The 24,343-nt window shown below is 67.1% G+C and carries 26 protein-coding genes; 14 read left to right on the top strand and 12 right to left on the bottom strand.

Going from position 1 to position 24,343, the window contains the following annotated elements; all coding sequences use genetic code 11:
• The first annotated feature begins 56 nt into the window (after positions 1–56).
• Both WH5701_RS02255 and WH5701_RS02250 read left to right on the top strand, forming a co-directional pair.
• Positions 57–1,622, top strand: a complete 1,566-nt coding sequence (locus WH5701_RS02255; RefSeq protein ID WP_006170275.1) for an NAD(P)H-quinone oxidoreductase subunit N — start codon at positions 57–59, stop codon at positions 1,620–1,622.
• Entirely contained in the window at positions 1,619–2,350 is a 732-nt protein-coding gene (locus WH5701_RS02250) for an ABC transporter ATP-binding protein (RefSeq protein ID WP_006170274.1), read from the top strand. Before WH5701_RS02255 ends, WH5701_RS02250 begins: the two co-directional genes overlap by 4 nt.
• Before the next feature lie 28 nt (positions 2,351–2,378).
• Here WH5701_RS02250 and WH5701_RS02245 read toward each other — a convergent pair whose 3' ends face one another.
• From WH5701_RS02245 to WH5701_RS02225, 5 genes are all read right to left on the bottom strand, one after another.
• Positions 2,379–3,560 (bottom strand): M23 family metallopeptidase, encoded by a 1,182-nt coding sequence (locus WH5701_RS02245; protein WP_006170273.1) that lies wholly within the window; start codon positions 3,558–3,560, stop codon positions 2,379–2,381.
• Between the two features lie 64 nt (positions 3,561–3,624).
• The gene (locus tag WH5701_RS02240) at positions 3,625–4,383 is read right to left on the bottom strand and encodes a biotin--[acetyl-CoA-carboxylase] ligase (protein ID WP_006170272.1); all 759 of its coding nucleotides are present in this window, start codon (positions 4,381–4,383) and stop codon (positions 3,625–3,627) included.
• Positions 4,384–4,390: 7 nt separating this feature from the next.
• Positions 4,391–5,620, bottom strand: coding sequence for an aminotransferase class I/II-fold pyridoxal phosphate-dependent enzyme (locus tag WH5701_RS02235; protein WP_006170271.1), 1,230 nt, complete (start codon positions 5,618–5,620; stop codon positions 4,391–4,393).
• Positions 5,607–5,927 carry a co-chaperone YbbN gene (locus WH5701_RS02230; RefSeq protein ID WP_006170270.1) on the bottom strand — a complete coding sequence of 107 codons (321 nt, stop codon included), beginning with the start codon at positions 5,925–5,927 and terminating at the stop codon, positions 5,607–5,609. Before WH5701_RS02230 ends, WH5701_RS02235 begins: the two co-directional genes overlap by 14 nt.
• A 73-nt stretch (positions 5,928–6,000) precedes the next feature.
• On the bottom strand, positions 6,001–6,777 hold the full coding sequence (locus WH5701_RS02225; protein ID WP_006170269.1) for a PspA/IM30 family protein: 777 nt from the start codon (positions 6,775–6,777) through the stop codon (positions 6,001–6,003).
• Between the two features lie 90 nt (positions 6,778–6,867).
• On the opposite strand from WH5701_RS02225, the gene WH5701_RS02220 reads away from it, so the two are divergent.
• Positions 6,868–7,401: a DUF721 domain-containing protein gene (locus WH5701_RS02220; protein ID WP_006170268.1), complete on the top strand. Its 534-nt coding sequence runs from the start codon at positions 6,868–6,870 to the stop codon at positions 7,399–7,401.
• On the opposite strand, the gene WH5701_RS02215 is transcribed toward WH5701_RS02220, so the two are convergent.
• From WH5701_RS02215 to WH5701_RS02205, 3 genes are all read right to left on the bottom strand, one after another.
• Positions 7,395–9,191 carry a glycosyltransferase family 39 protein gene (locus tag WH5701_RS02215; protein ID WP_006170267.1) on the bottom strand — a complete coding sequence of 599 codons (1,797 nt, stop codon included), beginning with the start codon at positions 9,189–9,191 and terminating at the stop codon, positions 7,395–7,397. The two genes, WH5701_RS02220 and WH5701_RS02215, sit on opposite strands and share 7 nt — an antisense overlap.
• Positions 9,192–9,276: 85 nt before the next feature.
• Positions 9,277–10,368: a glycosyltransferase gene (locus tag WH5701_RS02210; RefSeq protein ID WP_006170266.1), complete on the bottom strand. Its 1,092-nt coding sequence runs from the start codon at positions 10,366–10,368 to the stop codon at positions 9,277–9,279.
• Positions 10,365–11,330 carry a DMT family transporter gene (locus WH5701_RS02205; protein WP_006170265.1) on the bottom strand — a complete coding sequence of 322 codons (966 nt, stop codon included), beginning with the start codon at positions 11,328–11,330 and terminating at the stop codon, positions 10,365–10,367. Before WH5701_RS02205 ends, WH5701_RS02210 begins: the two co-directional genes overlap by 4 nt.
• 53 nt (positions 11,331–11,383) lie before the next feature.
• Here WH5701_RS02205 and sppA point away from each other — a divergent pair, with 53 nt between their 5' ends.
• From sppA to WH5701_RS17930, 10 genes are all read left to right on the top strand, one after another.
• The gene (gene sppA / locus WH5701_RS02200) at positions 11,384–12,196 is read left to right on the top strand and encodes a signal peptide peptidase SppA (protein WP_006170264.1); all 813 of its coding nucleotides are present in this window, start codon (positions 11,384–11,386) and stop codon (positions 12,194–12,196) included.
• Positions 12,193–12,573, top strand: a complete 381-nt coding sequence (gene aroH / locus WH5701_RS02195) for a chorismate mutase (RefSeq protein WP_037980073.1) — start codon at positions 12,193–12,195, stop codon at positions 12,571–12,573. Before sppA ends, aroH begins: the two co-directional genes overlap by 4 nt.
• A gap of 105 nt (positions 12,574–12,678) precedes the next feature.
• Positions 12,679–13,311 (top strand): DUF2808 domain-containing protein, encoded by a 633-nt coding sequence (locus WH5701_RS02190; RefSeq protein WP_006170262.1) that lies wholly within the window; start codon positions 12,679–12,681, stop codon positions 13,309–13,311.
• Positions 13,312–13,364: 53 nt separating this feature from the next.
• The gene (gene rpmH, locus WH5701_RS16550) at positions 13,365–13,502 is read left to right on the top strand and encodes a 50S ribosomal protein L34 (RefSeq protein WP_006170261.1); all 138 of its coding nucleotides are present in this window, start codon (positions 13,365–13,367) and stop codon (positions 13,500–13,502) included.
• 25 nt (positions 13,503–13,527) lie between these two features.
• Positions 13,528–13,917 carry a ribonuclease P protein component gene (locus WH5701_RS02185; protein ID WP_006170260.1) on the top strand — a complete coding sequence of 130 codons (390 nt, stop codon included), beginning with the start codon at positions 13,528–13,530 and terminating at the stop codon, positions 13,915–13,917.
• The gene (locus tag WH5701_RS02180) at positions 13,914–14,342 is read left to right on the top strand and encodes a PH domain-containing protein (protein WP_006170259.1); all 429 of its coding nucleotides are present in this window, start codon (positions 13,914–13,916) and stop codon (positions 14,340–14,342) included. Before WH5701_RS02185 ends, WH5701_RS02180 begins: the two co-directional genes overlap by 4 nt.
• A gap of 120 nt (positions 14,343–14,462) precedes the next feature.
• Entirely contained in the window at positions 14,463–15,599 is a 1,137-nt protein-coding gene (gene yidC, locus WH5701_RS02175; RefSeq protein WP_006170258.1) for a membrane protein insertase YidC, read from the top strand.
• Complete coding sequence (locus WH5701_RS02170; protein ID WP_050751365.1) at positions 15,599–16,138, top strand: DUF177 domain-containing protein; 540 nt, start codon at positions 15,599–15,601, stop codon at positions 16,136–16,138. The genes yidC and WH5701_RS02170 overlap by 1 nt, the downstream gene beginning before the upstream one ends.
• Positions 16,135–17,637 (top strand): AAA family ATPase, encoded by a 1,503-nt coding sequence (locus WH5701_RS02165; protein WP_006170256.1) that lies wholly within the window; start codon positions 16,135–16,137, stop codon positions 17,635–17,637. Before WH5701_RS02170 ends, WH5701_RS02165 begins: the two co-directional genes overlap by 4 nt.
• Positions 17,638–17,707: 70 nt before the next feature.
• A complete protein-coding gene (locus WH5701_RS17930) occupies positions 17,708–17,866 on the top strand; it encodes a hypothetical protein (RefSeq protein ID WP_006170254.1) in 159 nt (52 codons plus the stop codon).
• Positions 17,867–17,894: 28 nt separating this feature from the next.
• On the opposite strand, the gene WH5701_RS02160 is transcribed toward WH5701_RS17930, so the two are convergent.
• From WH5701_RS02160 to WH5701_RS02145, 4 genes are all read right to left on the bottom strand, one after another.
• Entirely contained in the window at positions 17,895–19,013 is a 1,119-nt protein-coding gene (locus WH5701_RS02160) for an acetate/propionate family kinase (RefSeq protein WP_006170253.1), read from the bottom strand.
• A 2-nt stretch (positions 19,014–19,015) separates the two neighbouring features.
• Positions 19,016–21,439, bottom strand: coding sequence for a phosphoketolase (locus WH5701_RS02155; protein ID WP_006170251.1), 2,424 nt, complete (start codon positions 21,437–21,439; stop codon positions 19,016–19,018).
• Between the two features lie 224 nt (positions 21,440–21,663).
• Complete coding sequence (locus WH5701_RS02150) at positions 21,664–22,647, bottom strand: IS5 family transposase (protein WP_006170118.1); 984 nt, start codon at positions 22,645–22,647, stop codon at positions 21,664–21,666.
• 107 nt (positions 22,648–22,754) lie between these two features.
• Positions 22,755–22,970, bottom strand: a complete 216-nt coding sequence (locus WH5701_RS02145; RefSeq protein WP_232201763.1) for a hypothetical protein — start codon at positions 22,968–22,970, stop codon at positions 22,755–22,757.
• A gap of 190 nt (positions 22,971–23,160) precedes the next feature.
• On the opposite strand from WH5701_RS02145, the gene WH5701_RS02140 reads away from it, so the two are divergent.
• Positions 23,161–24,072, top strand: coding sequence for a cation transporter (locus WH5701_RS02140; protein WP_006170249.1), 912 nt, complete (start codon positions 23,161–23,163; stop codon positions 24,070–24,072).
• The last annotated feature ends 271 nt before the right edge of the window (positions 24,073–24,343 follow it).

The following is a 24,343-nucleotide window of genomic DNA, read 5'->3' as shown; positions in this document are numbered from 1 at the left end:
CAAGCCCTGCCATCGCGGCTACAGTCCGCGTCATCACGCCCTGCCATAGACCAGTGATGACGGTGTTTTGCGCCCTGGCCGGTGGAGGAGCCCCGGTCATCACGGCCCTGCAGCTCAACGCCGGTGCCATCGCACCCGAGACCGCCGTGCTGGTGGCCCTGCTGGCCTGCCTGCTGGTCGATCTGGCCGGGGAGGAAGCCGCCAGCCGCTGGGTGCCGCCCATCTGTTACGGAGGCCTGAGCACTGCCCTGGTGCTGCTGGCCCTGCAGTGGAACGCACCCCTTGAGCCCTCGTTCCTTGGCTCCTTCCTGGCCGACAACCTGGCGATCGCCTTCCGCGGCGTCGTGGCCGCCTCCACCCTGCTTTCCCTGCTGATCAGCTGGCGCTATGTGGAGCGCAGCGGCACGCCCGTGGGTGAATATGCCGCGATTCTGCTGGCGGCCACCCTGGGGGCGATGTTCCTCTGCGGTGCGACCGATCTGGTGAGCATCTTCATCTCACTGGAAACCCTCTCGGTCTCCAGCTACCTGCTCTCCGGCTACATGAAGCGGGATGCCCGCTCCGGGGAAGCCGCTCTCAAGTACCTGCTCGTGGGTTCAGCCGCCGCGGCGGTGTTCCTCTACGGCGCCTCGCTCCTCTATGGCCTGACCGGCGGTGAAACCAGCCTGGAGGCGGTGGGCCTGGCCCTGCAGACCAGCGCCACTCCCGTCACGGCCCTGGCCCTGGTGTTCGTGCTGGCCACGGTGGCCTTCAAGATCGCGGCAGTGCCCTTCCACCAGTGGACTCCAGATGTTTATGAGGGCTCGCCGACCCCAGTGGTGGCGTTCCTCTCGGTGGGCTCAAAGGCGGCAGGTTTCGCCCTGGCCCTGAGGCTGCTGGTGGGCTGCTTCGAGAGCTTCGATGCCCAGTGGAAGGTGCTGTTCACGGTGCTGGCGATCCTGAGCATGACCCTGGGCAACGTGGTGGCCCTGGCCCAGACCTCGATGAAGCGGATGCTGGCCTACAGCTCGATTGGTCAGGCCGGATTCGTGATGATCGGACTGGTGTGTGGCACTGAGGACGGCTACGCCGCAATGGTGCTCTACATGGCGGCCTATCTGTTCATGAACCTGGGGGCTTTCGCCTGCATCATTCTCTTCTCCCTGCGCACCGGCAGCGACCGCATCTCCGATTACGCCGGTCTTTACCAGAAGGATCCCCTGATCACCCTTGGGCTGAGCCTCTGTCTGCTCTCCCTGGGCGGAATCCCGCCGATGCTCGGCTTTTTCGGCAAGATCTATCTCTTCTTCGCCGGCTGGGCCGACCAGCAATACCTGCTGGTCGTGGTTGGTCTGATCACCTCGGTGGTGTCGATCTACTACTACATCTCCGTGATCAAGATGATGGTGGTGAAGGAACCCCAGGAAGCCTCAGATGTGGTGAAGGCCTACCCGGAGATCAGCTGGAGCCTCGTTGGAATGCAGCCCCTGCGGGCCGCTCTGGTGGGCTGTGTTCTGGTGACCGCCGTCGGTGGAATCCTCTCCAATCCGTTGTTCACCTGGGCCAATGCGGCTGTGTCGGGCACACCGATGCTTCAGCACGCCATCGCGGCCAGTGAATCCGCCGCCGCCGCCCTGGGATGAGCGGCTTGAGCGCACCGGCCTCCTCAGTTCTCCCCAGCACCAACGCGTTGGCTCCGGGCGAACCGGTCGCTCGCCTGGAGCATGTCAGCAAGATTTACGGCTCCGGTGACACGGAGGTTCGTGCCCTGGACGACCTCTGCCTCACGGTCGATCCGGGCGATTACCTGGCGGTGATGGGCACCTCAGGTTCGGGCAAAAGCACGGCCATGAACATCATTGGCTGCCTGGATCGCCCCACTTCCGGCAGCTATCTGCTGCGGGGGATTCCGGTGGAGCAGCTCGATGACGATGCCCTGGCGGACCTGCGCAACCGCAGTCTCGGCTTCGTCTTCCAGCAGTTCCACCTGCTGCCGCACATGAGTGCGCTCGACAATGTGATTCTGCCGATGGTCTACGCCGGCATCCCCGCCAAGGAGCGTCGTGAACGGGCCGTGGCAGCCCTCGAGAGGGTCGGGCTTGCTCAGCGGCTGAACAACAAGCCCAACGAGCTCTCAGGAGGACAGCAACAACGGGTGGCGGTGGCCCGGGCGATCATCAACCAGCCGGCCCTTCTATTGGCTGATGAGCCCACGGGTGCTCTCGATTCCCACACCACCCAGGAGGTGCTGGAGATCTTCGACGATCTCCATCGTCAGGGGATGACGGTGGTGCTGGTGACCCACGAAGACGACGTGGCCTCGCGGGCCCAGCGGGTGGTGCATTTCCGCGACGGCCGCATCGCCGATTGATCCACCGCTCCAGAATCCACCACCAGATTCAGCCTGCCGCTTGGACCGGAGCCACGGGCCGCTCCAGGCTCTGCAGCAGCTGGCCCATCAGCAGGGCGATGGCATCGGGGCCACCGACCGCCGAGCCGCCGGGATCGAGCATGCCGGGGTCCACGGCCACCCAGCCGCCATTCTCCGGCAGCCGCAGTTCGAAATGGAGATGTGGGCCCGTGCTCAGGCCGGTGCTGCCCACACGTCCGATCACTGTCCCCTGCTTCACCTGTTCCCCCTCTTTGACGTAAAGCTCGGAGAGGTGCCCATAGAGGGTGCGGCGCAGGGGGTTCCTGTGCTCGATCTCCACCGCCAGCCCATAGCCACCGGCCACACCGCTGCTCACCACCCGCCCGGTGAGGGCAGACACCACGGGGGTACCTTCAGGAGCCGCCAGGTCCTTGCCGGCGTGCATCAGCCAGCTGCCCAGCACGGGGTGCAGGCGCCAGCCGAAGCCACTGGTGGTGACGGCCGAGCCGATCAGGGGGAAGAGCAGGCCCCGGTTGCCATTGCCCGCCAGGGGAGCAGGGCGGGGGGTCACACCGAAGACATCACTGAGACGGAAACTGCCGCCGGCACCCGAGAGCAGAGCCGAGACGGGCACGGTGATCGGAGGGAGAGGCAGGCCGTCACTGCCGAGGCGACCCATGCCGGCCATCAGAGCCCCGCTGGTCTTGCCGTCGTTGTCAAGGCGCTCAGCCTCCAGGGGATTGCGCCCGCGCCAGCGCACGGAGACGCCGGTGCGGCACTCCTGCTCGGAGAGAGCACCATTGCTGCAGGCCTGCTGGTGGGCAGGCAACTGACCAGGCCGCAGGGCGCTGGAGGATTGAACCCGGCTGCGCTCGGCAGGGGTGACGACCCCCTGGCGCACCAGCTCATCCAGCGACTGATCAAAGCGGCGGGGCCGGGCCTGGGGAACCTGGTCGAAGCTCGGCTTCAGCGCTGCCGGGGGATCGTTGGCCAGGCGAGGTGACAGGGCACGGGGAGCGGGAGCCTGGGGAGCCACAGCCGGCGGTGCCGGGGCCTGGGGTACGGCTGGCGCGGCAGGCTCCACCGGGGCCACCAGCTCTGCCGGAGGCTGCAACTGAGCCAGGCTCAGGGGGGCAGACGCCAACACCAGCGAGCCCAGCAGCAGGCGGGAGTGCCAGGAGTAGCGACGCAAACCGGAAATCAAGCTCATCAGCAGGAGTTTAAGGAACTCCGCCTGTGTTCAGCCGCACAACTGACCCCTGCCAGCGGGCCCCTCAGAAGCTGCGCCTGCTCACGATCCGCTCGCCAGCGCGACTCAGCACCAGACCGCCGTCCACGCTCAGGCCCTCCACCTGCCAGCGTTCCTGGCGAAAGGCCACACCCCCCTCGGGCACCAGCAGTCGGTGCTGCGCCAGGCGCAGCACCAGCTCAGGGCTGGTGCTGCGGAACACCGCCCACTCCAGAGCAGTGAGCACGCGGGCCGCCAGGGACGGCACCTCGCTGGCCGTGGTGCGTCGCCCGAGAGCCTCGCGCAGGCTGATGGCCCCAGGCGGCACCCGGTTGTGACCGTTGAGGCCGACCCCCACCCGGGCCAGACGAATCACGCCCCCCCTCAGGCTCAGGCGCGGCAGCAGACCCGCCAGCTTGTGCCCGTCCACGAGCAGATCATTCGGCCACTTGAGCTGCACAGTCAATCCGAGTGCTTCGAGCTGCAGGGCCAGGCCCACCGCCACCGCCAGCCCCAGCGCCGCACTTGTGGAGGGCTCCGCTGGCCAGGGCAGGGCCGCACTGAGCCACACCCCACCCGGCGGGGAGATCCAGGGCCGGCCCCGCTGGCCATGGCCGAAACGCTGGTGGCCGGCCAGCAGCGCCAGCGGTGGCTGACCGCCGGAGACCAGGTCCTGCTCCAGCCGCTGCTCGGTACTGCCGCAGCAGGGCCACCAGAGGAGCCGCCAGGGCAGCCGCGGCGCCGGCGGGGCCGGGACCAGCTGGGCGCCCGGATGGAGCCGTGCCGCCTGAATCCGGCCGATCACGGCGTCCTCAATGGCTGGGACTCAGGGGGCCATTGAGGCTTCGCAGCCACTCGCCAATCCTCTCGGCGCCCGCCTCCAGCTCCTCCACCGGGTGAACCAGCGCCAGCCGCATCCAGCCCTCACCGCTGGGGCCGAAGCCATTGCCGGGAGTCAGGGCCACGCCAGTGGCCTCCAGCAGGGCCGCGCAGAACGACTCCGAATCGAGACCCCGGGCCAGGGCCACCTCCGGAAGGCCCAGCCAGAGGTAGAGCGCCATCGAGGGCCGCTGCAGCGCCCAGCCCTGGGCCTCGAGGGCCGACGCCATGCGGTCGCGGCGCAGCCGATACACCTTCCGCAGCTGCGCCGGCCACTCAGGCGCCTGCTCCAGGGCGGCGATCGCCCCGGCCTGCAGAGCCAGCGACTGGTTGAAATCGACCACACCCTTGAGCTGGCGCAGGGCGGTGATGAGGGGCTCGGCGCCGATGGCAAAGGCCAGGCGAAAGCCACCCAGACACCAGCTTTTGGAAAAGGAAAAGAATTCGATGCCGCAGCTGCGCCAGTGGGGATTGCGCAACAGCGCCGGCGCCTCGCCTTCCAGGGCCAGATCCACATAGGGGTTGTCGTGGGCAAGCACGAAGCCATGGCGCTGGGCCCGTGCGACGGCCTGGTCCAGCCACGCCTGCTCCCCAACCGTGGCCGTGGGGTTGTGGGGAAAGCCGAGCACCATCAGCCTCAGCTGATCCCAGGCGACCAGAGAGATCGCCTCGAAGGGGGGCCGCCAGCCCTGATCGGCGCGCAGGGGCAGCAACTCGGTGCAGGCCGAGGCCAGGAGCAGCCCGCCGCGGTGAGAGGGGTAATAGGGATCCAGCAGCAGAGCCGGCTCGCCGGGGTTCAGCACCGCCAGGGGCAGGTGGGCCGTGCCCTCCTGGGACCCCACCAGCAGCAGCACCTCACGCTCGGGGTCAACCGTCACGCCGAAGCGGCGCTGGGCCCAGGCCGCCACCGCCTCCCGGAACGGCAGGGTGGCACCGTGGAGGCAGTAGGAGGCACTGCTGGGCTGTTGCAGAGCTGAGGCCATGGCCTCGAGCGCCACCGGGGGCGGGGCCAGGTCGGTGGAGCCGAGGGAGAGATCCAGCAGCGGCGGCCTCCCGGCGGGCAATTCCGGATTCAGCAGGCCCTCGCCATAGGCGATCTTGCGACGGTCGTTGCGGGCGAAAACCCCCTGACCCAGGCGGGTGACCCGTTCAGAGATGGGCATCCAGGAAGGCCTTGAGCTGGGGTTTGGCCATGGCGCCCTCATGGCGGGCGAGTTCCTGACCCTCACGGAACAAGATGAGAGTGGGAAGGCCCTGGATCTTCTGGCTGTCGCGGGCGGCGGGGTTGGGGTCGGCTTCGAGCTTGCCCACCAGAAGTCTGTCGCCGTATTCAGCCGCGGCCCAGTCCATCAGAGGAGCCATCAGCCGGCAGGGGCCGCACCAGGAGGCCCACACATCGACCAGAACCGTGCCTGAGGCGGCGAGCACGTCAGCCTCGAAGTTGGCATCGGTGAAAACAGCAACGGCCACGGACCCAGTTCAGCTGCAGGGATTGTATGGAGCCGGGCTGGGTCGTCTGGTGGATCGCCTCCCCCCGCGGGGCTCAGAGCTTGTCGATCGAGCGCTTCAGCTCTTCGAGTTCGGCGTCCACTTGTGCCGCCTGAACGGGCTCCAGCTTGGGCGTTTCGGCGCTGACGGGCAGCAGCGGCTCAGCGGCGGCACCCCCCTCGAGGCGGTTGCGCAGGGCGGCCAGTTCATCATCCACATCGCTGCCCCCCTGAAGGGCCGCGAACTGGCTCTCGAGATCGGCGCCAGCAAGTTCCGCAGCAGCCTGGCTGCGGGCTTCAAGAGCCTGCACCTTCTCCTCCATCTGCTCGAAGGCGGCCATCGAGGAGTTGGTGCCGAGGTTGCCGACAGCGCTCTGCAGCTGCTCCTGGGCCTGGGCCGCCTGGGCGCGGGCCTTGAGCATGTCCTTCTTGGTCTTGGCCTCGGCGATCTTGCCCTCGAGGGCCGTGAGGCTGCGTTTGAGGGTGTCGACCTGGCCGGCCTGGCCGTTGAGCTGGTTGTTGAGTGCGGTGGCCGTGTCCTGGTACGTCTTGCGACGGCTGAGTGCCTCGCGGGCGAGATCTTCCTCACCCTTCTTCAGGGCCAGCTCAGCGCGCTCATACCAGGTGCGGCTCTGGGACTCGGCCTGCTCGGCCTGATTCTGGATCCGCTTCTGGCTGGCGATGGCGGTGGCCACGGCCTGGCGCAGTTTCACCAGGTCGGACTGCATGTCCGCCACGGATTGATCGAGAATCTTGGCGGGATCCTCGGCCTTGCTGACCAGATCGTTGAGGTTGGCCCGCAGCAGGCGGCTGAGCCGGTCGAAGAAGCCCATGGGTCGAGGCGGGGGCAAACCGGAGGGTAGCCGCTGTGGCCCGCCGCACCACGGACGGTTGCCCGCACCCTCACTCCCTAGCCTGAGGCCATGGCCAAGGCTTCGCGGGATCAGGTGCGCCGGATCGGCAACGTGAGCGTGCTGATGCCGGCACCACCCGCACCGATCGTGGCGGTGGGCTCGTGCCTGGAGCAGATGCAGCAGGAGTGGCGTCGGGCCGGAAGTCTGGCCGCCCTCTGGCAGGCCTGGCCTCGGATCGCCGGCGACCAGCTCGCCCCCCACTGCCGCCCCCTCAGCCTCCAGGGCGGCGTGCTCACGGTCGGTGCACAGCATCCCCAGTGGTTGCAGGCCCTGCGCTACAACCGCCACCAGCTGCTGGGCGCCCTGCGCGGGTCCGGTTTTCCCATCCGCGACCTGCGCTTCCGTCAGCACCAGGCCACGGCCACCGGACTCCCTGGCAGTGAGGACATCGCCCGGGTCTGGGCAGCCCATCCCAGCCGGGTGGACGTGCACGGGCTGGGGATCTGCACGGCCTGTGGCAGCCCTGCCCCCGCCGGCGAACTGGCCCGCTGGGGCCACTGCGGCCTCTGCCGCCGCAAGCCGGAGGAGGCCGAAGGTCAGTAACGCTCCGGCACCGGCCGCTGCCAGGTGGGAGTCAGTCCGCCGGCCCGCAACTGGGCGGCCCGCCGCTGGAGCCGGGCCCGATCGAGCCGCCAGAGCCGGTAGAGCCCCGAGCGGCCCAGCTCGTCGGGAGCCAGGCCCTGCCAGTGAGGTTCCTGTGCCGTGCCCTGATCAATCACCACCAACACGGTGGGTTGAGCCTCAGGGGAGCTGGGGCTCAACCCCTGACGATGTTCCTTCTCCAGCCGGTCGGCCAGGTTCACCAGCGCAGTGGGGGAGATGCCCTCGTAGAGCACCACCTGGCGGGTGTAGTAATGCAGCGACGGCTTGAGGATGCCCACCATCGCCAGGGGCTCAGAGCCCCGGCGCGCCAGCCGCACCTGCTCGGCCACCGTCCGCACGGGCAGCCCCCTCACCCCGTCCCCGAGACTCCACATCGGCAGAACTGCCAGCAGCTGGAAGAGCACCAGGGGCAGCTGGGCGGGCACCAGCCCCCAGGGCCGCGGCATCGGCTTCCAGCAAAGCCAGATCCCGGCCAGGGTGGCCAGGGCGAAGCAGGCCGCCGCCCGCAGCACCAGCCCGCTGGCCAGCAACTCCGCTGGGAGGGTTGGCATCTCCGGATCGTTGATCAGGGGAATCCAGCGGGGCGAAAGCGTCAGCACCAAAGTGAGCAAGGCCATCAGCGCCACGGAGGCCCCCAGGGCCCAGCGGCTGGCCCGCCCGCCCTCGGCGGCGGTGAGGGCGATCAGCAGACCCGCGGCCGGCGTGGCCGGCAACCAGTAACTGGGCAGCTTCGTCGCAGCCAGGGTGAAGAAGATCAGCACCGCCAGCAGCCAGCAGGCTGCGTAACTGGCCAGGGAGCCGGCGGGCTCGGGCCGGGAGGCGCGCTGGGCCAGCAGCGGAGCGCTCCAGCGGCGCCACCAGCGGCCCAGGGCCCTGAGCAGCCCCAGCAGCAGCAGGGGGGTGAAGGGAAGGCCGGCCACCAGCAGCACCGGAGCGAAGTACCACCAGGGCTGCAGGTGCTGGTTCACCACGGTGGTGAAGCGCTGCACATTGTGGTAGCCGAAGAAGCTGGTCCAGAACGCCTCGCCCTCCAGCGCCAGAGCCGCCAGATACCAGGGCAGGGCCACCAGAGCCGTGAGCGCCAGGCCAGGCAGGGGCCGCAGCCGTCGCCAGAGCGCCCCCAGGCGGCGCTGGCTGAGCCCGAACCCCAGCAGGGTCAGACCCGCCAGGACCAGGGCCACCGGCCCTTTGGCCAGCACCGCCAGGCCGAGCACCATCCAGGCGGGCCAGACCGCTCGGCGGGGCTCAGCCCAGCCCTGCCAGAACAGCAGCAGCGACACGGCCAGACAGCCGGTGAGAAGGGCATCGCTGACAGCGATCCGCCCCCAGAGCAGAATCAACGGCGAGAGGGCGAAGGCCAGGGCCGCCCCCAGGGCGGTGCAGGCGGAGCGCAGCCCCCCACTCGACTGGGGCCAGCGCAGCAGGGTGTATCCCAGGCTGAGCATCACGGCGATCACCGCCAGGGCCGAGGGCAGGCGGGCGGCCCAGGTGCCCAGGGGGTTCCACTGTTCCTGGCCGGGGATCCCGTAGCCCAGCCCCATCAGCCAGTAGATCAGCGGCGGCTTGTCGTAGCGGGGCAGCCCATTGACGTGGGGAATCAGCCATTGGCCGGTTTCGGCCATGGCCCGGGCGGAAGCGGCGAACAGGGGAGGTGTCTCATCCACCAGCCCCGTGGCACCGAGCTGCCAGACAAACAAGGCGATGCCCAGCACCAGGATCAGGCCCAGCACCGCCCAGCGGCCAGCAGCGGGTTGGCCCCCATCCGGGGAACGGGAAGGGGGCGGGGACACGGGTGGCGCCTGAGTCGCTGCGAACTTAGGCCGGGCGCAGACCCACCTGGATCCAGGTCTCGATCCGCTCGGCGAAGGCCTCCCTGGAGGCGTGGCGCTCCACCCAGCGGCGGCAGGAGGAGCGCTCCAGCCCCGCAGCAGCACGAGCCGCCAGGGTCAGGGCAGCCACGTCGTCGGGGGGCACCAGCAGCCCGGTGCCCCCCGGCACGATCAGCTCCCCGGGGCCGCCACGGGCGTAGGCCACCACGGGCACGCCGCAGGCCATCGCCTCGACCACCACGTTGCCGTAGGCCTCATTCCACTTGGGCGTGTTCAGCAGCAGCCGGCAGCGGCCCAGTTCCCGCTGCAGCGCAGGGGTGGGCAGGAAGCCTCGCCAGTCGATGGTGCCGGGGGGCACCGAAGCCTCCACAGCGGCGGCGTAGGCCGGGTCTTCACGCACCCCCCAGACCAGCAGCCGCTCACCCAGGCTGGCCGCCACCGCCGCGGCGTCCTCCAACCCCTTCTCCGGGGCAATGCGCCCGGCCCAGCCCAGGAGTGGCTCTGGATCCGGGCGCTCGCGGAAGCTGTAAGCCGACAGGTCGAAGCCATTGCCCACCACCAGCGGCGGGGCGGGCAGGCGGAAATCGCTGGCCTGGGCTCTGGTGTGAAACGCCAGCCGGCGCTGGTCGCTCCGGGCCACCGCCTCGATCACCTCATCCATCACCGTCGCCACCGAGCCCATGCTCACCAGGTGAAACAGCGGGGTGGGCAGCCAGGGGGTGAGCCAGAAGGGCAGCCAGTCGTAGGCCAGGTTCAGCACCGCATCGAACTCCGCATGGCGGGCCTGAACCTGCTGCCAGAGGGCCGGCAGCAGCCCGGCAGCGGGAATCTGAACGGGGGCATCACGGCGCTGGTGCTGCCAGCTGGGCTGATCGACGCCGGCCGCCGTCCAGAGCCGGGCAGCCAGGCAGCCGCTGGAGAGCCGCGACCCGTCGGCAGCCAACACCGTGAGCTGGTGGCCGCGGCCAAGCAGTCCGGCCACCAGGCTCTCGAGGGTGAGCTCCACGCCGCCGCCGCCACCGGAGCCAAGCGTTCCGACCGGCGTGCTCACCACGAGCAGGCGCCAGGGGGGGGTCATGGCGACAAACCCGGCGGTTCGGGCAGAGCCGGGCGCCAGAGCCGCTGGCGTTGGTTGATCAGCAGCACCGAACCGAGCGCGAGCACTGAGCCGAACCACTGCAGCGGCCGCAACCGTTCCTCCAGCAGCAACAGGCCGCAGAGCAGGGCGAACACGGGGGTCAGGAAGGTCAGCGCGGTGAAGCCGGTGAGATCGCCGCGGCTGGCGAACCAGAAGAACAACCCGTAGGCCAGGGCGCTGCCCAGCAGGCTGGCATAGGCCATCAGCCCCCACTCCAGGGGACTCCAGGCCGGCCAGAAGGGCAGCGCGGCGGCATCCAGCCGGGTTACCCCCACGGAACCGATCAGCAGGGGCACTCCGCCGATCAGCATGTGCCAGCCGGTGACGGCCACCGGATCACTGGCGCGGCTGGCGTATCGGCAGAGCACGGTGCCCACCGCCATGGCCACCGCCGCCCCCAGCATCCAGGTCTCTCCATGGCTCCAGGGATGCAGCCCCAGGGCCTCCGGTCCATCCAGCCACCAGTGCCTCAGCAGCGGCGCAGGCAGGCCCAGACAGGCGATGCCGGCCAGGCCCAGCAGGAGACCCGACCAGCCCACAGGATTGATGGCCTCACCGAAGAGGCTGCGGGCCAGCAGGGCCACCAGCAGGGGCTGGGAATCGATCAGGACAGAGCCCAGACCGGCACCGGTGCTCTCCAGCCCCCGGGCCAGCAGCCCCTGGAACAGGGTGCCGTCCACCAGGGCGAAGGCCAGCAGCCAGGGGCGATCGGAGGCGGCCACCTTCAGGGGTCGCCCCTGCAGCCTTGCCACCACCAGGACCGCCAGGGCTGCGGGCAACAGCCGCATCCAGGCGATCGTGAGCGGGCCGGCCGTTTCGAGCAGGGGTTTCATCGCTGCCATCGCCGTGCCCCAGAGGGCGAAGGGCAGCAGCATCAACAGCCAACGCAGCGCAGGTGTCATCGAAGCAGTCGGCGGTGACCTTTTTAAGATCCAGCGAATCCGATCTGCATCGCATGCCCTGGCCCTGGCGCCGCAAGTCCCGTAAGAGCATGGCGAGGATCGCGATCGAGGGGGCGATCTCAGGCCCGACCCGGGAGCGGGTGGTCAAGGCTCTCCGCCAGGTGGAGGAGAGGGAATTCCCGGCGCTGCTGCTGCGCATCGACAGCCCCGGCGGCACGGTGGGCGACAGCCAGGAGATCCATGCGGCCATCGGCCGCCTGCGCAGCAAGGGCTGCCGCGTGGTGGCCAGCTTCGGCAACATCTCCGCCTCCGGAGGCGTGTATGTGGGGGTGGCTGCCGAGAAGATCGTGGCCAACCCCGGCACGATCACGGGCTCGATCGGCGTGATCCTGCGCGGCAACAACATTTCGAAGCTGCTGGAACGCATCGGCATCAGCTTCGAGACCGTCAAAAGCGGGTTGTACAAGGACATCCTCTCGCCGGACCGGGCCCTGACCGCTGATGAACGGGCGCTGCTGCAGGGGCTGATCGACTCGAGCTACAGCCAGTTCGTCGAGGCGGTGGCCACGGGCCGCGGACTGAACGAGAGCGAGGTGCGCGGATTCGCTGACGGGCGGGTGTTCAGCGGTGCCCAGGCCATTGCCCTGGGGCTGATCGACGAACTCGGCGACGAAGAGCATGCCCGCAGGCTGGCGGCACGGCTGGCCGGTCTGGATGAGACGAAGACCCAGCCGGTGATCTTCGGCAAGCCCCCGAAACGGCTGGCGGGCCTGATCCCCGGCCTCAACCTGTTGGGAGGTCTGCAGCAGGCTCTCAGCATGGAGCTGGCCTGGTGCGGTCAACCACTGTGGCTCTGGCGGCCATGAGCGAGGAACGGGAGCTGCGGGCGCTGCGGGGCGCCACCACCGCCACGGCCAACACCGCAGCTGCCATTGAGGAGGCGGTGAGCGAACTGCTCGCCAGCCTGATCGACGGCAACGGGCTCAGTGGTGCATGGGTGCTGTCGGTGACCTTTTCGGTCACCGCCGATCTCGATGCCGGCTTCCCCGCAGCGGTCGCCCGGCGGCAGCCCGGCTGGGACGGGGTCGCCCTGCTCGACTGTCAGCAGATGGCCGTGGCCGGAGACCTTCCCCGCTGCATCCGTCTGCTGGCCCACGCCTGGATGGAGCCAGGCCGACCACCCCTCCACCCCTACCTGAGGGGGGCTGCCCGGCTGAGGCCGGACAGATCCGGTCACAACTGACAGCTGCGCCGCTGCCCCCCCGCGGGGCTGGCCCCGCTGGCGCCGGCCGAGAATCCAGAGAACACCCGGGCCCGCCTTGCGCTGGCCGCCCCTCATCCGCTCTCCATGACCCTCCCGACCCTGCAACAACGGCTGCGCCGTCTGACGGCCACCTTGCCGAGCCGCGCCGGCCTGCTGATGGCTGCCGTGGGGGTGGGCCTGGGGGCCGTGGTGGCGGGCGCTGGCGCCGGCATCGCCCCGGCGGTCAGCCTTGCCCAGGGCACTCCCAGCCTGCTGGAGTTTCGCTGGGATAACAACAAGGACTACCGCCGGCTCTACTACTTCATGACCGACACCTCGCGGTTGAAGCGCTCGGAGTATTACCTGATTCTCAGGCCGAAGGATCGCAAGACGGCCATGCTCAAGCTCACGATTGACGTTCCCAACAACTTCGACGCCAAGATCGACCCGAAAGACATCAAGCTCTGCGTGATGCAAGAAGGCGGGATGCTCTCACGCACCCGTTGCAAGGAAACGATTCCTGCCGTCATTGAAGTGAATGCCAGCGGCAAGTCGATCGAAATCTTCCCGGAGCGGCCCGTACCGGTTGATGGCACCATCGGCGTTTACATGTCGCTCTTCAATCCGTTCAACATCGGCATGTACCAGTTCAATGCCCTGGCCCAGGCTCCGGGTGATGTGCCCTTTGGCGGCTACCTGGGCAGCTGGCTGATCCAGATCGACCCGGGGATCGATTGACCCCCGGCTGTTAAGTTGATTGATCGATAACTGGCCAGAAGCCGAGACGCACCATGACCAAGCGCACCCTGGAAGGAACGAGCCGTAAGCGCAAACGGGTGTCTGGGTTCCGCGTGCGGATGCGGTCCCACACCGGCCGCCGCGTGATTCGCACCCGCCGTCGCCGCGGCCGTGCTCGCCTGGCCGTCTGAGGCCTGAAGGGAGCCTTCTCGCCCCATGGCCCTGCCCAGGGATCTGCGCCTGCGGGGCGACAAAGCCTTTGATCACCTGTATCGCAAGGGCCGCCGCTTCCATGGCACCTACCTCGTGCTGCGCTCTGTGGTCGGTGAGCCCTCACTGCTGCGCCCCCCTCTGAGTCAGGCGCCATTCCAAGGTTGCCGCTGCGCCGTGGTGGTGAGCACCAAGGTGAGCAAGCGGTCGGTACGGCGCAATCGGCTCAGGCGGCTGCTGCACGGCTGGCTGTGCGAGCAGTGCGGCCATTGGCCCGCTGACTCCAACGGTCTATGGCTACTGCTCAGCCTCAAGCCAGGCTGCCTCGAGGCCAGTCACGAGGCCTTGCTGGGAGAATGTTCCGAGCTGTTCCGCAAGGCAGGCCTGAGTCCATGACCGTTGAGGTGACCGAAACCACGTTCTACGAGGGGGGACCGGCCCGCGGAGATCTGCTGTTCAACCTGCTCTTCGGCCTCACTCTGATCGGCATTCCCTTCGCCGTCGGAGCGATCGTGCGGGCCCTCTGGCTGCGCTTCCGCATCACCAGCCGACGGATTTCAGTCAGCGGTGGCTGGCTGGGCCGCGACCGGACTCAGGTGGTCTACAGCCAGGTGCGGGAGGTGCGCTCGGTGCCCCGCGGCTTCGGCGCCTGGGGCGACATGGTGCTGGTGCTGACCGACGGGGCCAAACTTGAGATGCGATCCCTGCCCCGCTTCCGCGAAACCGAGGCCTACATCCTCGAGCAGATGGCCCGTCGCGGCGGCGCCAAGGTCCCAGCCGACACCAAAGGATTCGCCGACCCCCAGGCTGCCAGTGCCTGAACCCCAGGCCCAGGCCTCCTACCCGAGACCTGCGGGCGGGATTTGCCCGCATCGGCGCCACTCTGATCGGCTGCTCGGGCACACTGTGCCAAACCCTCACCCTTCCGCCGCCTCCCCGCTGTGATCGGCTACATCTCCGACAACCTGCTGCTGCCCATCCTCGACTTCTTCTATGGGCTGGTGCCGAGTTACGGGCTGGCGATCATCGCCCTCACCGTGGTGATCCGGCTGGCCCTCTTCCCCCTGAGTGCAGGCTCGATCCGCAGTGCCCGGCGCATGCGCATCGCCCAGCCCGTGATGCAGAAGCGTCAGGCGGAGATCAAAAGCCGCTACGCCAGCAACCCCCAGAAACAGCAGGAGGAACTGGGCAAGCTGATGAAGGAGTTCGGCAGCCCCCTGGCCGGCTGTCTGCCGCTGCTGGTGCAGATGCCAATCCTCTTCGCCCTGTTCGCCACCCTGCGCGGTTCACCCTTCGCCGATGTGCCCTACACCCTCAATCTCAAGGTGTTGCCGGCCGATCAGATCGCGGCTGTGGAGATCAAACCGTTCAACAGCGCCAGCCACTCGATCTTCATCACCGAAACCAGCCATGTGCCTGTGGTCGCCAGCCTCGAGGCCGGCACCAAGCTCGGCATCGGCGACTCAGCCCAGGTCAACCTGCACACCAAGGACGGGCAGCCCTTCAGCAGCGTCCTCGAAGGGGTGGAGAACGGCGCCAAGTTCGCCCCGGCCTGGAGCGTGAGCAAAGGCGAGGGTGTGGTGCGGGTGAGTGAGTCCGGGCTGATCGAGGCGATCGCCCCTGGTGATGCCACGGTGGAAGCCACCGTGCCTGGCCTGGCGGCCCGCAGCGGATTCCTGTTCATCAAGGCCCTCGGCCAGGTGGGCTTCTACACCGACGGGGCGGTCAACTGGGACATCGCCATCCTGGTGGGAGCCTTCGGCGCCAGCCTGTTCATCTCCCAGATCCTCTCTGGGGCCGGCATGCCGCCGAACCCGCAGCAATCGACAGCCAACAAGATCACTCCGGTGATGATCACCGGCATGTTCCTGTTCTTCCCCCTGCCCGCGGGGGTGCTGCTCTACATGGTGGTGGCCAACATCTTCCAGGCCCTGCAGACCTTTCTGCTCAGCCGGGAGGCCCTGCCTGAGAACCTGCAGGACATCCTCGATCAGCAACTGAGCCAGCAGACGGTGGCGGTGGCCGCCAGCAGCGGCGGGGCTGAGCGCTTGCCCTTCGAGCCCAAGGGCAAGAAGTGATGACGCGGCGTCCCTCGCCGTTGCCTGAACCATCCCTGCTGCGGCCCGTGCCCCTGCAGGAGCTCCGCCTGCTCCAGGAACCACGGCTATGGGCTGTCGAGCAGCAGCTGGACGATCTCGAGAGCCTCACCCCGGTGCGGGGCTGGTTGAGTGTCCGCCACGCCGAGCCGGTGCTTGAAGTGGAGGGGGAGGCCGAAACCATCGTCACCCTCTGCTGCGACTGCTGCCTGAGCGACTACAACCACGCCCTGCACTTCCGGGGGGAGGAACGCCTCTGGCTCGGAGAGGCCGATCAACTGGGCGATGACCTCGCTGACTGCGAGCTGATCGAGAGCCTCGATCCGCGCGGCGACTTCGATCCTGCCCGCTGGCTGTTCGAGCAACTCAGCCTGCAGCTTCCCCTGCAGAACCGCTGTGGCCCCGACTGCCCAGGACCGGCGCTGCTGGAGCACCCTGAGGCCAGCCTGGAATCCTCCTCCACGACCGACGGGGGAGACCCCATCGATCCACGCTGGTCGGCCCTGCGCCAGTGGCGATGAGCGAGGAGTGGGCCGATCAGCTTGATCTGTTGATCCGAGCCCGTGCGCCGATCCTCTGGATCCGCAGCCCCGAGGAGGAGCGCATCGCCACCCTTCTTCAGCGTGCTGCTCAACGCCTCGGCCAGCGCACCCTGTTGCGTTGGGATTTCGTCGAAGGGCTCCAGGGTCTGCCGAACCGCGAGGGCGAGGCCACGCGCAATCCGATGGGAGCACTGGAGGCGATCGAGAGCCTGCCCCCGGATCAGGCGGCGATCCTGCTGCTGCTCGATTTCCACCGCTACTGCGACGACCCGGGCATCGGCCGCCGGCTGCGCAACCTGTCCACCAGCCTGCGCCAGAAACCCCGCACCCTGGTGATCACCGCCCCGGAATGGCAGGTGCCTCGGGAGCTGGAGGAATGTCTCACCATCCTCGACCTGCCCCTGCCCAATGCTGGTGAGATCCGCTCGCTGCTGGAGAGCATCGGCCAGGCCTGCGGCCACCCCCTGAGCCCCGGGGTGCTCGAGCAGCTCACCCACTGCTGCAGCGGCCTGAGTGAACAGCGCATCCGTCAGGTGGCGGCGCGGGCCCTGGCCCGGCGCGGCCAGCTGGGAGAACCGGATCTGGCGGAGGTGCTGGAGGAGAAGCGCCAGGCCATTGCCCGCAGCGAACTGCTGGAGTACTGCCCCACCGAGGCCAGCCCCGCCGACATCGGCGGGCTGGAGGCGCTCAAGCACTGGCTGGAGCAGCGGCGGCTGGCCTTCAGCGACGAGGCCGCCGCCTATGGCCTGCCCCTGCCGCGAGGCGTGCTGCTGGTGGGCCCCCAGGGCACCGGCAAATCCCTCACCGCCAAGGCGATCGCCCACAGCTGGGCCATGCCGCTGCTGCGCCTGGATGTGGGGCGGCTGTTCGCCGGCCTGGTGGGCGCCAGTGAGGCCCGCACCCGCGACATGATCCGCCGCGCCGAAGCCATGGCCCCCTGCGTGCTCTGGATCGACGAGATCGACAAGGGCTTCGGCGGCGACAGCCGCAGCGATGGCGGCACCAGCCAGCGGGTGCTGGCCAGCCTGCTCACCTGGATGGCGGAGAAGCGCTCGGCGGTGTTCGTGGTGGCCACCGCCAACGGGGTGGAGAGCCTGCCACCGGAGCTGATGCGCAAGGGCCGCTTCGATGAGATCTTCCTGCTGGATCTGCCCGATGCCGCCGAGCGGCGCACGATTCTCGACCTGCAGCTGCGCCGCCGCCGCCCCGACCACCGCATTCCCCTGGATGTGGTGGTGGACCGCACAGCCGGATTCTCGGGGGCCGAACTGGAGCAGACGGTGGTGGAGGCCATGCACCTGGCCTTTGCGTCCCATCGGGAGTTCGGCGAGGCGGATCTGATCGCCGCCGCCAGCGACCTGGTGCCCCTCTCGCGCACGGCCAGGGAGCAGCTTGATGCCCTCAAGCAGTGGGCCAGCACCGGTCGGGCCCGGCCGGCTTCCTGGTTGCGGCCTGTAACGAACCCCGACGCCCCGTAACAAAACCCCGGATCCGTCCTGGCGATCCCGGAAACGCTCCCTACGGTTCCGCTCAGTCGTAGCCATCCGCGTGGATCGTCCCTCCGCCGCCACTCAAATCGTCGTCGCCTGTCTTGGAGCCGGCGTCGTCACCAGTTTCGCGGTGGCCCAGGGACAGAACCCCCTCACGGCCCTGGGGATCACCCTCTTCTCTGCCCTCGCCGCCGTGATGGTCGGTCAGGTGCTCTAGCCGCGGCTGCGCTGGCCCCATGGCCGGATCACGGGGCCGCCTGCATCCGGGCCAGGCAACTGCGGGCGATCACCCCCTCCTCATCGGCCGGGATGCGCAGCAGCTCGAAAGGCCTCAGCCAGGCCAGGGCGTCCTCCAGGTCCGCCAGCAGGGCGTCGTCGTGTTCGCCGATGCCGCCGGTCAGGGCGATCACATCCACTCCCCCCAGGCATGCGGCCATCGCCCCGATGCCGCAGAGCAGACTCTGACGGAACACGGCCAGGGCCAGGGTGGCGCCGTCATGGCCAGCCTCCGCGGCCCGCCTCAGCTCACGCATGTCGCCACTCAGGCCGGAGAGCCCGAGCAGCCCGCTCTCGCTCTGGAGGGACTGCTCCAGCCGGGCGGGTGAAAGACCTTGCCGCAGCAGATGCAGCAACAGACCCGGATCCACCGAGCCGCTGCGGGTGGCCATCACCAGCCCTTCCAGGGGCGTGAACCCCATGGTGGTGGCCAGGCTTCGGCCAGCTCTAATGGCACAGAGCGAGCAGCCGGCTCCCAGATGGCAGCTGATCAGACGAAGAGGCCCAGCGGCTGCCGGCTCACGGCCTGTGCAGCGGTGGCTGACCGTTTCACTGACATGCTGATGGCTCAGACCGTGGAAGCCGAACCGGCGCAGACCCTGCTCCCTCCAGGCCTGCGGCAGGGCATAGGTGCTGGCTTCCGGTGGCAGGGTGCTGTGGAAGGCCGTATCGAAGCAGGCCCACTGGGGCAGGTGGGGACGCCAGCGGATCAACCAGCGCATCAACCTCAGGGCCGGACCGTTGTGCAGCGGTGCCAGGCTCACCAGCTCCTCCAGCACACCGAGCACGTCTGGATCGAGCCGGGTGGGGGCGGTGAAACGCTCACCGCCATGAACGACCCGATGGGCCGCCAGGAGCAGGTCACTGTCCTGACCCGCCAGAGCTGGGGGCAGCCAGTGATCCAGCACCTGTTCCATGGACCCGCTGCCCTGGCCGTCGCCGGAGTGGGGGTCGGGGCACCAGGAGCGTTGCTCGCGCCAGAGGCAGTCTCCGTCCCGGCTGAACAGCGCCGCCTTGAGGCTGGAGCTGCCCGCGTTCAGGACCAGAACGGCCGCCTGCCCGCGAGCGGCTGGCACCGGGTGGCCCACTCCTAGCTCTCGAGCGGAAGAGTCCAGCGCCAGTCGGTCACCTCCGGCGAGTCCTGGCCGTGGGTGTGGGCGTACTCACGGTGGCGATGGATGGCATCCTTCATCCGTTCCTTCACGTGGGCGACCCTGTAGCCGAGCGCGGGCACACGATCGATCACATCCATCACCAGATTGAAGCGGTCGATCTGGTTGTTCATCGCCAGCTCCAGCGGCGTGTTGATGTTGCCCTTTTCCTTGTAGCCCCGCACGTGCAGGTTCGCATGGTTGGTGCGTCGGTAGGTGAGCCGGTGGATCAGCCAGGGATAGCCGTGGAAATTGAAGATCACCGGTTTGTCGGTGGTGAACAGGGTGTCGAAATCACGGTCGGAGAGGCCGTGGGGATGCTCGCTCGGCTGGGTCAGGGCAAACAGCTTCACCACATTGAGCACACGGATCTTGAGCTGGGGAATCTCCCTCCGCAGGATCTCCACCGCCGCCAGGGTCTCCTTGGAGGGGATGTCGCCGGCGCAGGCCATCACCACATCTGGTTCATCGGGGTCGGTGCCGCAGTCGTCGTTGCTGGCCCAGGACACGATGCCGATGCCCTTGCTCACATGGGCGCGGGCCTGCTCGAGGGTCATGTACTGCAGATGCTTCTGCTTGTCGGAGACGATGATGTTGCAGACGTTGGTCTCCATCAGCGCCTCCTCGGCCACCGCCAGCAGGCAGTTGGCATCCGGCGGCAGATAGACGCGCACCACCTCGCCGCTCTTGTTGCCGGCCAGATCGATGAAGCCGGGATCCTGGTGGGTGAAGCCGTTGTGGTCCTGGCGCCAGACGGTGGAGGAGATCAGACAGTTCCAGGGGCCGATGGGTGCCCGCCACGGTGCGTGGTGGATGCAGGATTCCAGCCACTTGGCGTGCTGATTGAACATCGAGGCGATCACATGGGCGAAGGCCTCGTAGGTGTGGAAGAAGCCGTAGCGGCCGGTGAGCAGGTAGCCCTCCATCATTCCCACCAGGGTGTGCTCGCTGAGCATCTCCACCACCCGGCCGCTGCGGGCCAGCTCGCTGCCCCCCGCGTCCTCCGGCAGCAGCTCCTCCATCCAGACCTTCTTGCTCACCTCGTAGATGGCCTGCAGGCGGTTGGAAGCGGTCTCATCGGGGCCGAACACCCGCATCGAATCGGGGTTCGTGCCGATGATGTCGCGCAGCAGGGCCCCAAGGGGGGCGGTGTTCTCGTGCTCCGATTGCCCTGGACGCTCCACCGGCACGGCGTAGCTCTCGATCGGCGGCAGCCGCAGCTTGCGGCGCAGCAGGCCGCCGTTGGCGTGGGGGCTGGAGCCCATCCGCCGCGGTCCCTGGGGCGAGAGAGCCTGGAGCTCGGAGCGGAGGGTTCCGTCGGCGTCAAACAGCTCTTCGGGGCGATAGCTGCGCAGCCAGGCCTCAAGCATCGCCAATTGCTCGGGGTCCTTGTTCGGGGCCGGCAGCGGCACCTGGTGGGACCGCCAGAACCCCTCCAGCTTCTTGCCGTGGAGTTCCGCAGGACCGGTCCAGCCCTTGGGGGAGCGCAGCACGATCATCGGCCAGGCGGGACGCACCGCCTCGCCGCTGCGGCGGGCCTCGGCCCGGATCTGCAGGATGCGGGCCACCGCCTCGTCCATGGCCGACGCCATGGCCCGGTGCATGGCCATGGGCTCATGGCCCTCCACGAACAGCGGCTCCCAGCCGTAGCCCCGCATCAGGCTGGCCAGTTCCTCCCGCGGAATCCGTGCCAGCAGGGTGGGGTTGGCGATCTTGTAGCCGTTGAGGTGCAGCACCGGCAGCACCGCCCCGTCGCCGATCGGGTTGAGGAACTTGTTGATGTGCCAGGAGGTGGCCAAGGGGCCGGTCTCGGCCTCGCCGTCGCCCACGCAGGCCAGGGCGATCAGGTCGGGGTTGTCGAACACCGCCCCGCAGGCATGGGAGAGCACGTAGCCGAGTTCGCCGCCCTCGTGGATCGAACCGGGGGTTTCCGGGGTGCAGTGGCTGCCGATGTGGCCAGGGAAGGAGAACTGCTTGAAGAAGCGCTGCATCCCTTCGGTGTCCCGACTCTTGTCGGGATACACCTCGCTGTAGCTGCCGTCGAGGTACGTCGGACCCAGTACGCCGGGCGCGCCGTGGCCCGGACCCGACAGGTAGATCATGTCGAGGTCGTGGCGACGGATCACCCGGTTGGCATGGGCCCACAGGAAGGCCTGGCCCGGCGATGACCCCCAGTGCCCCAGCAGCCTCGCCTTGATGTGCTCATGGCGCAGGGGTTCGGCCAGGAGGGGGTTGGCGCGCAGGTAGATCATCCCCACCGCCAGATAGTTGGCGGCGCGCCACCAGGCGTCGAGGAGAGTGAGCTCCTGATCGGAATCGGCGGGGGTGGCCGCCGGATCTGAGGACTGGGTGGTGGACACCATGCCTTCACTCTCCACTGGTTGTTGGTCAGAACCTAAGGAACCTCTGATCAAGACGCCTTAATCCGAATAATCTAGTCTCATTCTCATCAATGAGACGATACTGAGCAGATTTAGCCCACTTTTCGCTCAGAGAAGCCCTTGAAAAGACTTCAGGCAGTTCCCACCATTCGTTTTGGCTTGATTTCTGGATGATTATCGGTCTTTAGACACACTATACCCTTGCTTTACGCTGAATCAGGTATCCGTTCCCGTACCATCCAGAGGTTTGCCAGGGCAAAGAGCAACTTCAGCTTGAGGTCGTTCTTGCGGATACCTCTGTAGAAGACCTTCCGGAAGCCGAACTGACATTTGATGATTCGAAAGGGATGTTCCACTTTGGCGCGGAAGTGGGCTTTCGCCGTCTCAATCAGATCAAGAAGCCTGCCCTCAGGTGTCTCTGGAAGCACTCTGCGCTGGCCGGGCTTCATCGCAATCCTGAACTCAGCCTCGCAGTCCTGGAAGTCGTTTCGTTTCTCGATGCCGATGTGGCCGGCATCGCCGTAGATGAGGCGTTCATCCCCATGGAGCCGTTCAGCTGCTGTGTTCAGCTCATGAACATTGGCGGCGGTGCTCTCAACAGAGTGGACCAGGCCAGATGCGGCATCAACTCCGATGTGGCAGCGCATTCCAAAGAACCACTGCTTGCCCTTGGCCACTGAGTGCATGTCAGGATCCCTCTCCTTGGCCTTGTTCTTGGTGGAGCTGGGGGCATTGATTATCGTGGCATCAAGGATCGTTCCTTCCCTCAGCATCACTCCTCTCTCGCTAAGCATCTGGTTCACACCCTCAAGAATCTGCTCCGCGATCCGGTGCTCTTCCAGCAGATGGCGAAAGTTGAGAATCGTCGTCTCATCAGGGATCCGGCCATCCATCGTCTCGATCCCTGCGAAGCGGCGGAAGCAGGGCGTATCGATCAGCATCTCCTCCATCAATGGATCTGAAAGCGTGAACCACTGCTGCAGCAGATGGATCCGCAGCATCACCTCCAAAGGAATCGGCGGACGACCTCCTTTGCTGGAGGGCTTGTGATACACGGGCTCAATCAAGGCCAGAAACGCTTCCCAGGGAACCGTGGCCTCCATCTCATCCAAGAAGCGCTGGCGGCGCGTCCTCTTTTTGGCGTAGATCTGCTCGTAGTCCGTGAAGCCCAGCTGGAGAGGGTCGGCCATCCGTTCCAGTCTCAGTCTTGGATCTGGACTGATTTTAGCGGGTTTTTCAGGGGTTCCCTAAGTCGCCGGCGTCAAGAATCCGTTAAGTGCTTTGGGTCGACGACCCCTCAGGAGCCATCACTCCAGCAGACCCCGCACGGGGCTGAGGATGCGATCGCTCTCGATCCCAGGCCAGAGCGGCTGCCGTGGGAGGTACGGCGGTTCGGGGATTCCACCACCAGCACGAAGGGGGAGCAGCCGATCGTCCAGCCGTATTCGGCTGGGTGAACGACACGCAGCCGTCGCGGGTGGTGGCGCTCGATCCCCTGGGACAGTGACGTCAAACGCAAGAGCCGTGAATCCACGATTGGTAACTGGTGCTCGATCAATGCCCCGCAGCAGTTCATCACAGCCTCGGTATTCACTCCCTTGAAGATCTGATTGGTGTCCATGAAAATGGGCAACTCAGATCCTCCTTTGGCTGAGAACCGAAGTACTGTTCTCCATTCATGAACAGAGCACTCCAGGCTCGGTATGGTCAATCAAGAATCGCGGTCTCTGCAGTTCGCGGTCGGAATCAACCTGATCATGGCCCTGACAGGAGCGATCGCATCCTGGATCTGCAGTGCACAGGCACTGGCCCTGGATGGCCTGGTATCAGGCTTGAATGCGCTGATGATTCTCGTGGCGGCACGATTGAGCAGCCAGCTGCTGCGGCCGCCTAACCGCCGGTATCCCTTCGGCTACTGGGCACTGGAAACCCTGTACACCGGGAGTCGATCACTCCTGCTGCTGGGAATCCTACTGTTCGCCTCGATCAGCTCCATCGACCGGATTCTGGGCCATCTCCAGGGCACGAAAGTCGTCGCGCCCTGGATTGGAGGAATCGTGCTGTACTCCCTTGTGATGGTGGCTCTCGGTCTGTTGATCGCCTGGAATCATCACCAGCACTGGCGGCGCGGCGGCAGGCAAAGCCAGCTGCTGGCCATGGAACGGCGAGCCACTCTGGTGGGTGCAGCCCTCAGTGCCGGCCTGGGAATCGCCTTTGCCATCACTCCCCTTCTGCTTGAAACGCCACTGGCGGGGATGGTGCCGGTGAGTGATGCCTGGATCGTTCTGCTGTTGTGTGGGTTGTTGGTGGTGAGACCGCTGCGGAGCCTCAGGCATGCGCTGCGTGAGCTGGGTGGCGTTGCCGCCAGTTCCACGGTCCGGCAGGCAGTTCACGCCATGGCCAGGCAGGAACTGGAATCGCAGGACATCCGGCTGGTTGACGACGCCGTGTTCAGCTCAGGTCGTGCCGTTCTGGGAGTGCTGTACATCGATCCCCAAACGGCCCTGTCGGCCCTGGATGTGGATCTGTTGCGGGATCGGCTGGAGCGGACGTGCCGTCAACGATTTGAGAATCTTGCCCTAGAGCTTGTGCTGACCTGCCGAGATCCTCTTTGAGGCGAGGCACTGAGAAGGCCCCAGTGCTGTTCTGGTCAATGGAGCCGCTGCATGGCACACGATCAGGATCCTGAGGACAAGGAGAATCCCCGGCACGAAGAGAACCGGAAGTATTGCCTGGACAAATCAAACCAATGGCAGATTTCTCCGGAATTCACTCCACTTCACACTTCGCCGAGGCAGGCCGTGAAGATATGCTTCATTGCCTTCGGATCCACCACAAAGGCGCCTCTCTCTGCGAGGCTGCAGTACAAAGATTAAGTAAGCACCA

This window comes from Synechococcus sp. WH 5701 (genome assembly GCF_000153045.1).
In the GTDB taxonomy this organism is placed as follows: domain Bacteria; phylum Cyanobacteriota; class Cyanobacteriia; order PCC-6307; family Cyanobiaceae; genus Regnicoccus_A; species Regnicoccus_A antarcticus.
Note: the sequence above shows the minus strand (reverse complement) of the source record. Positions and strands in the feature narration are given on the sequence as shown.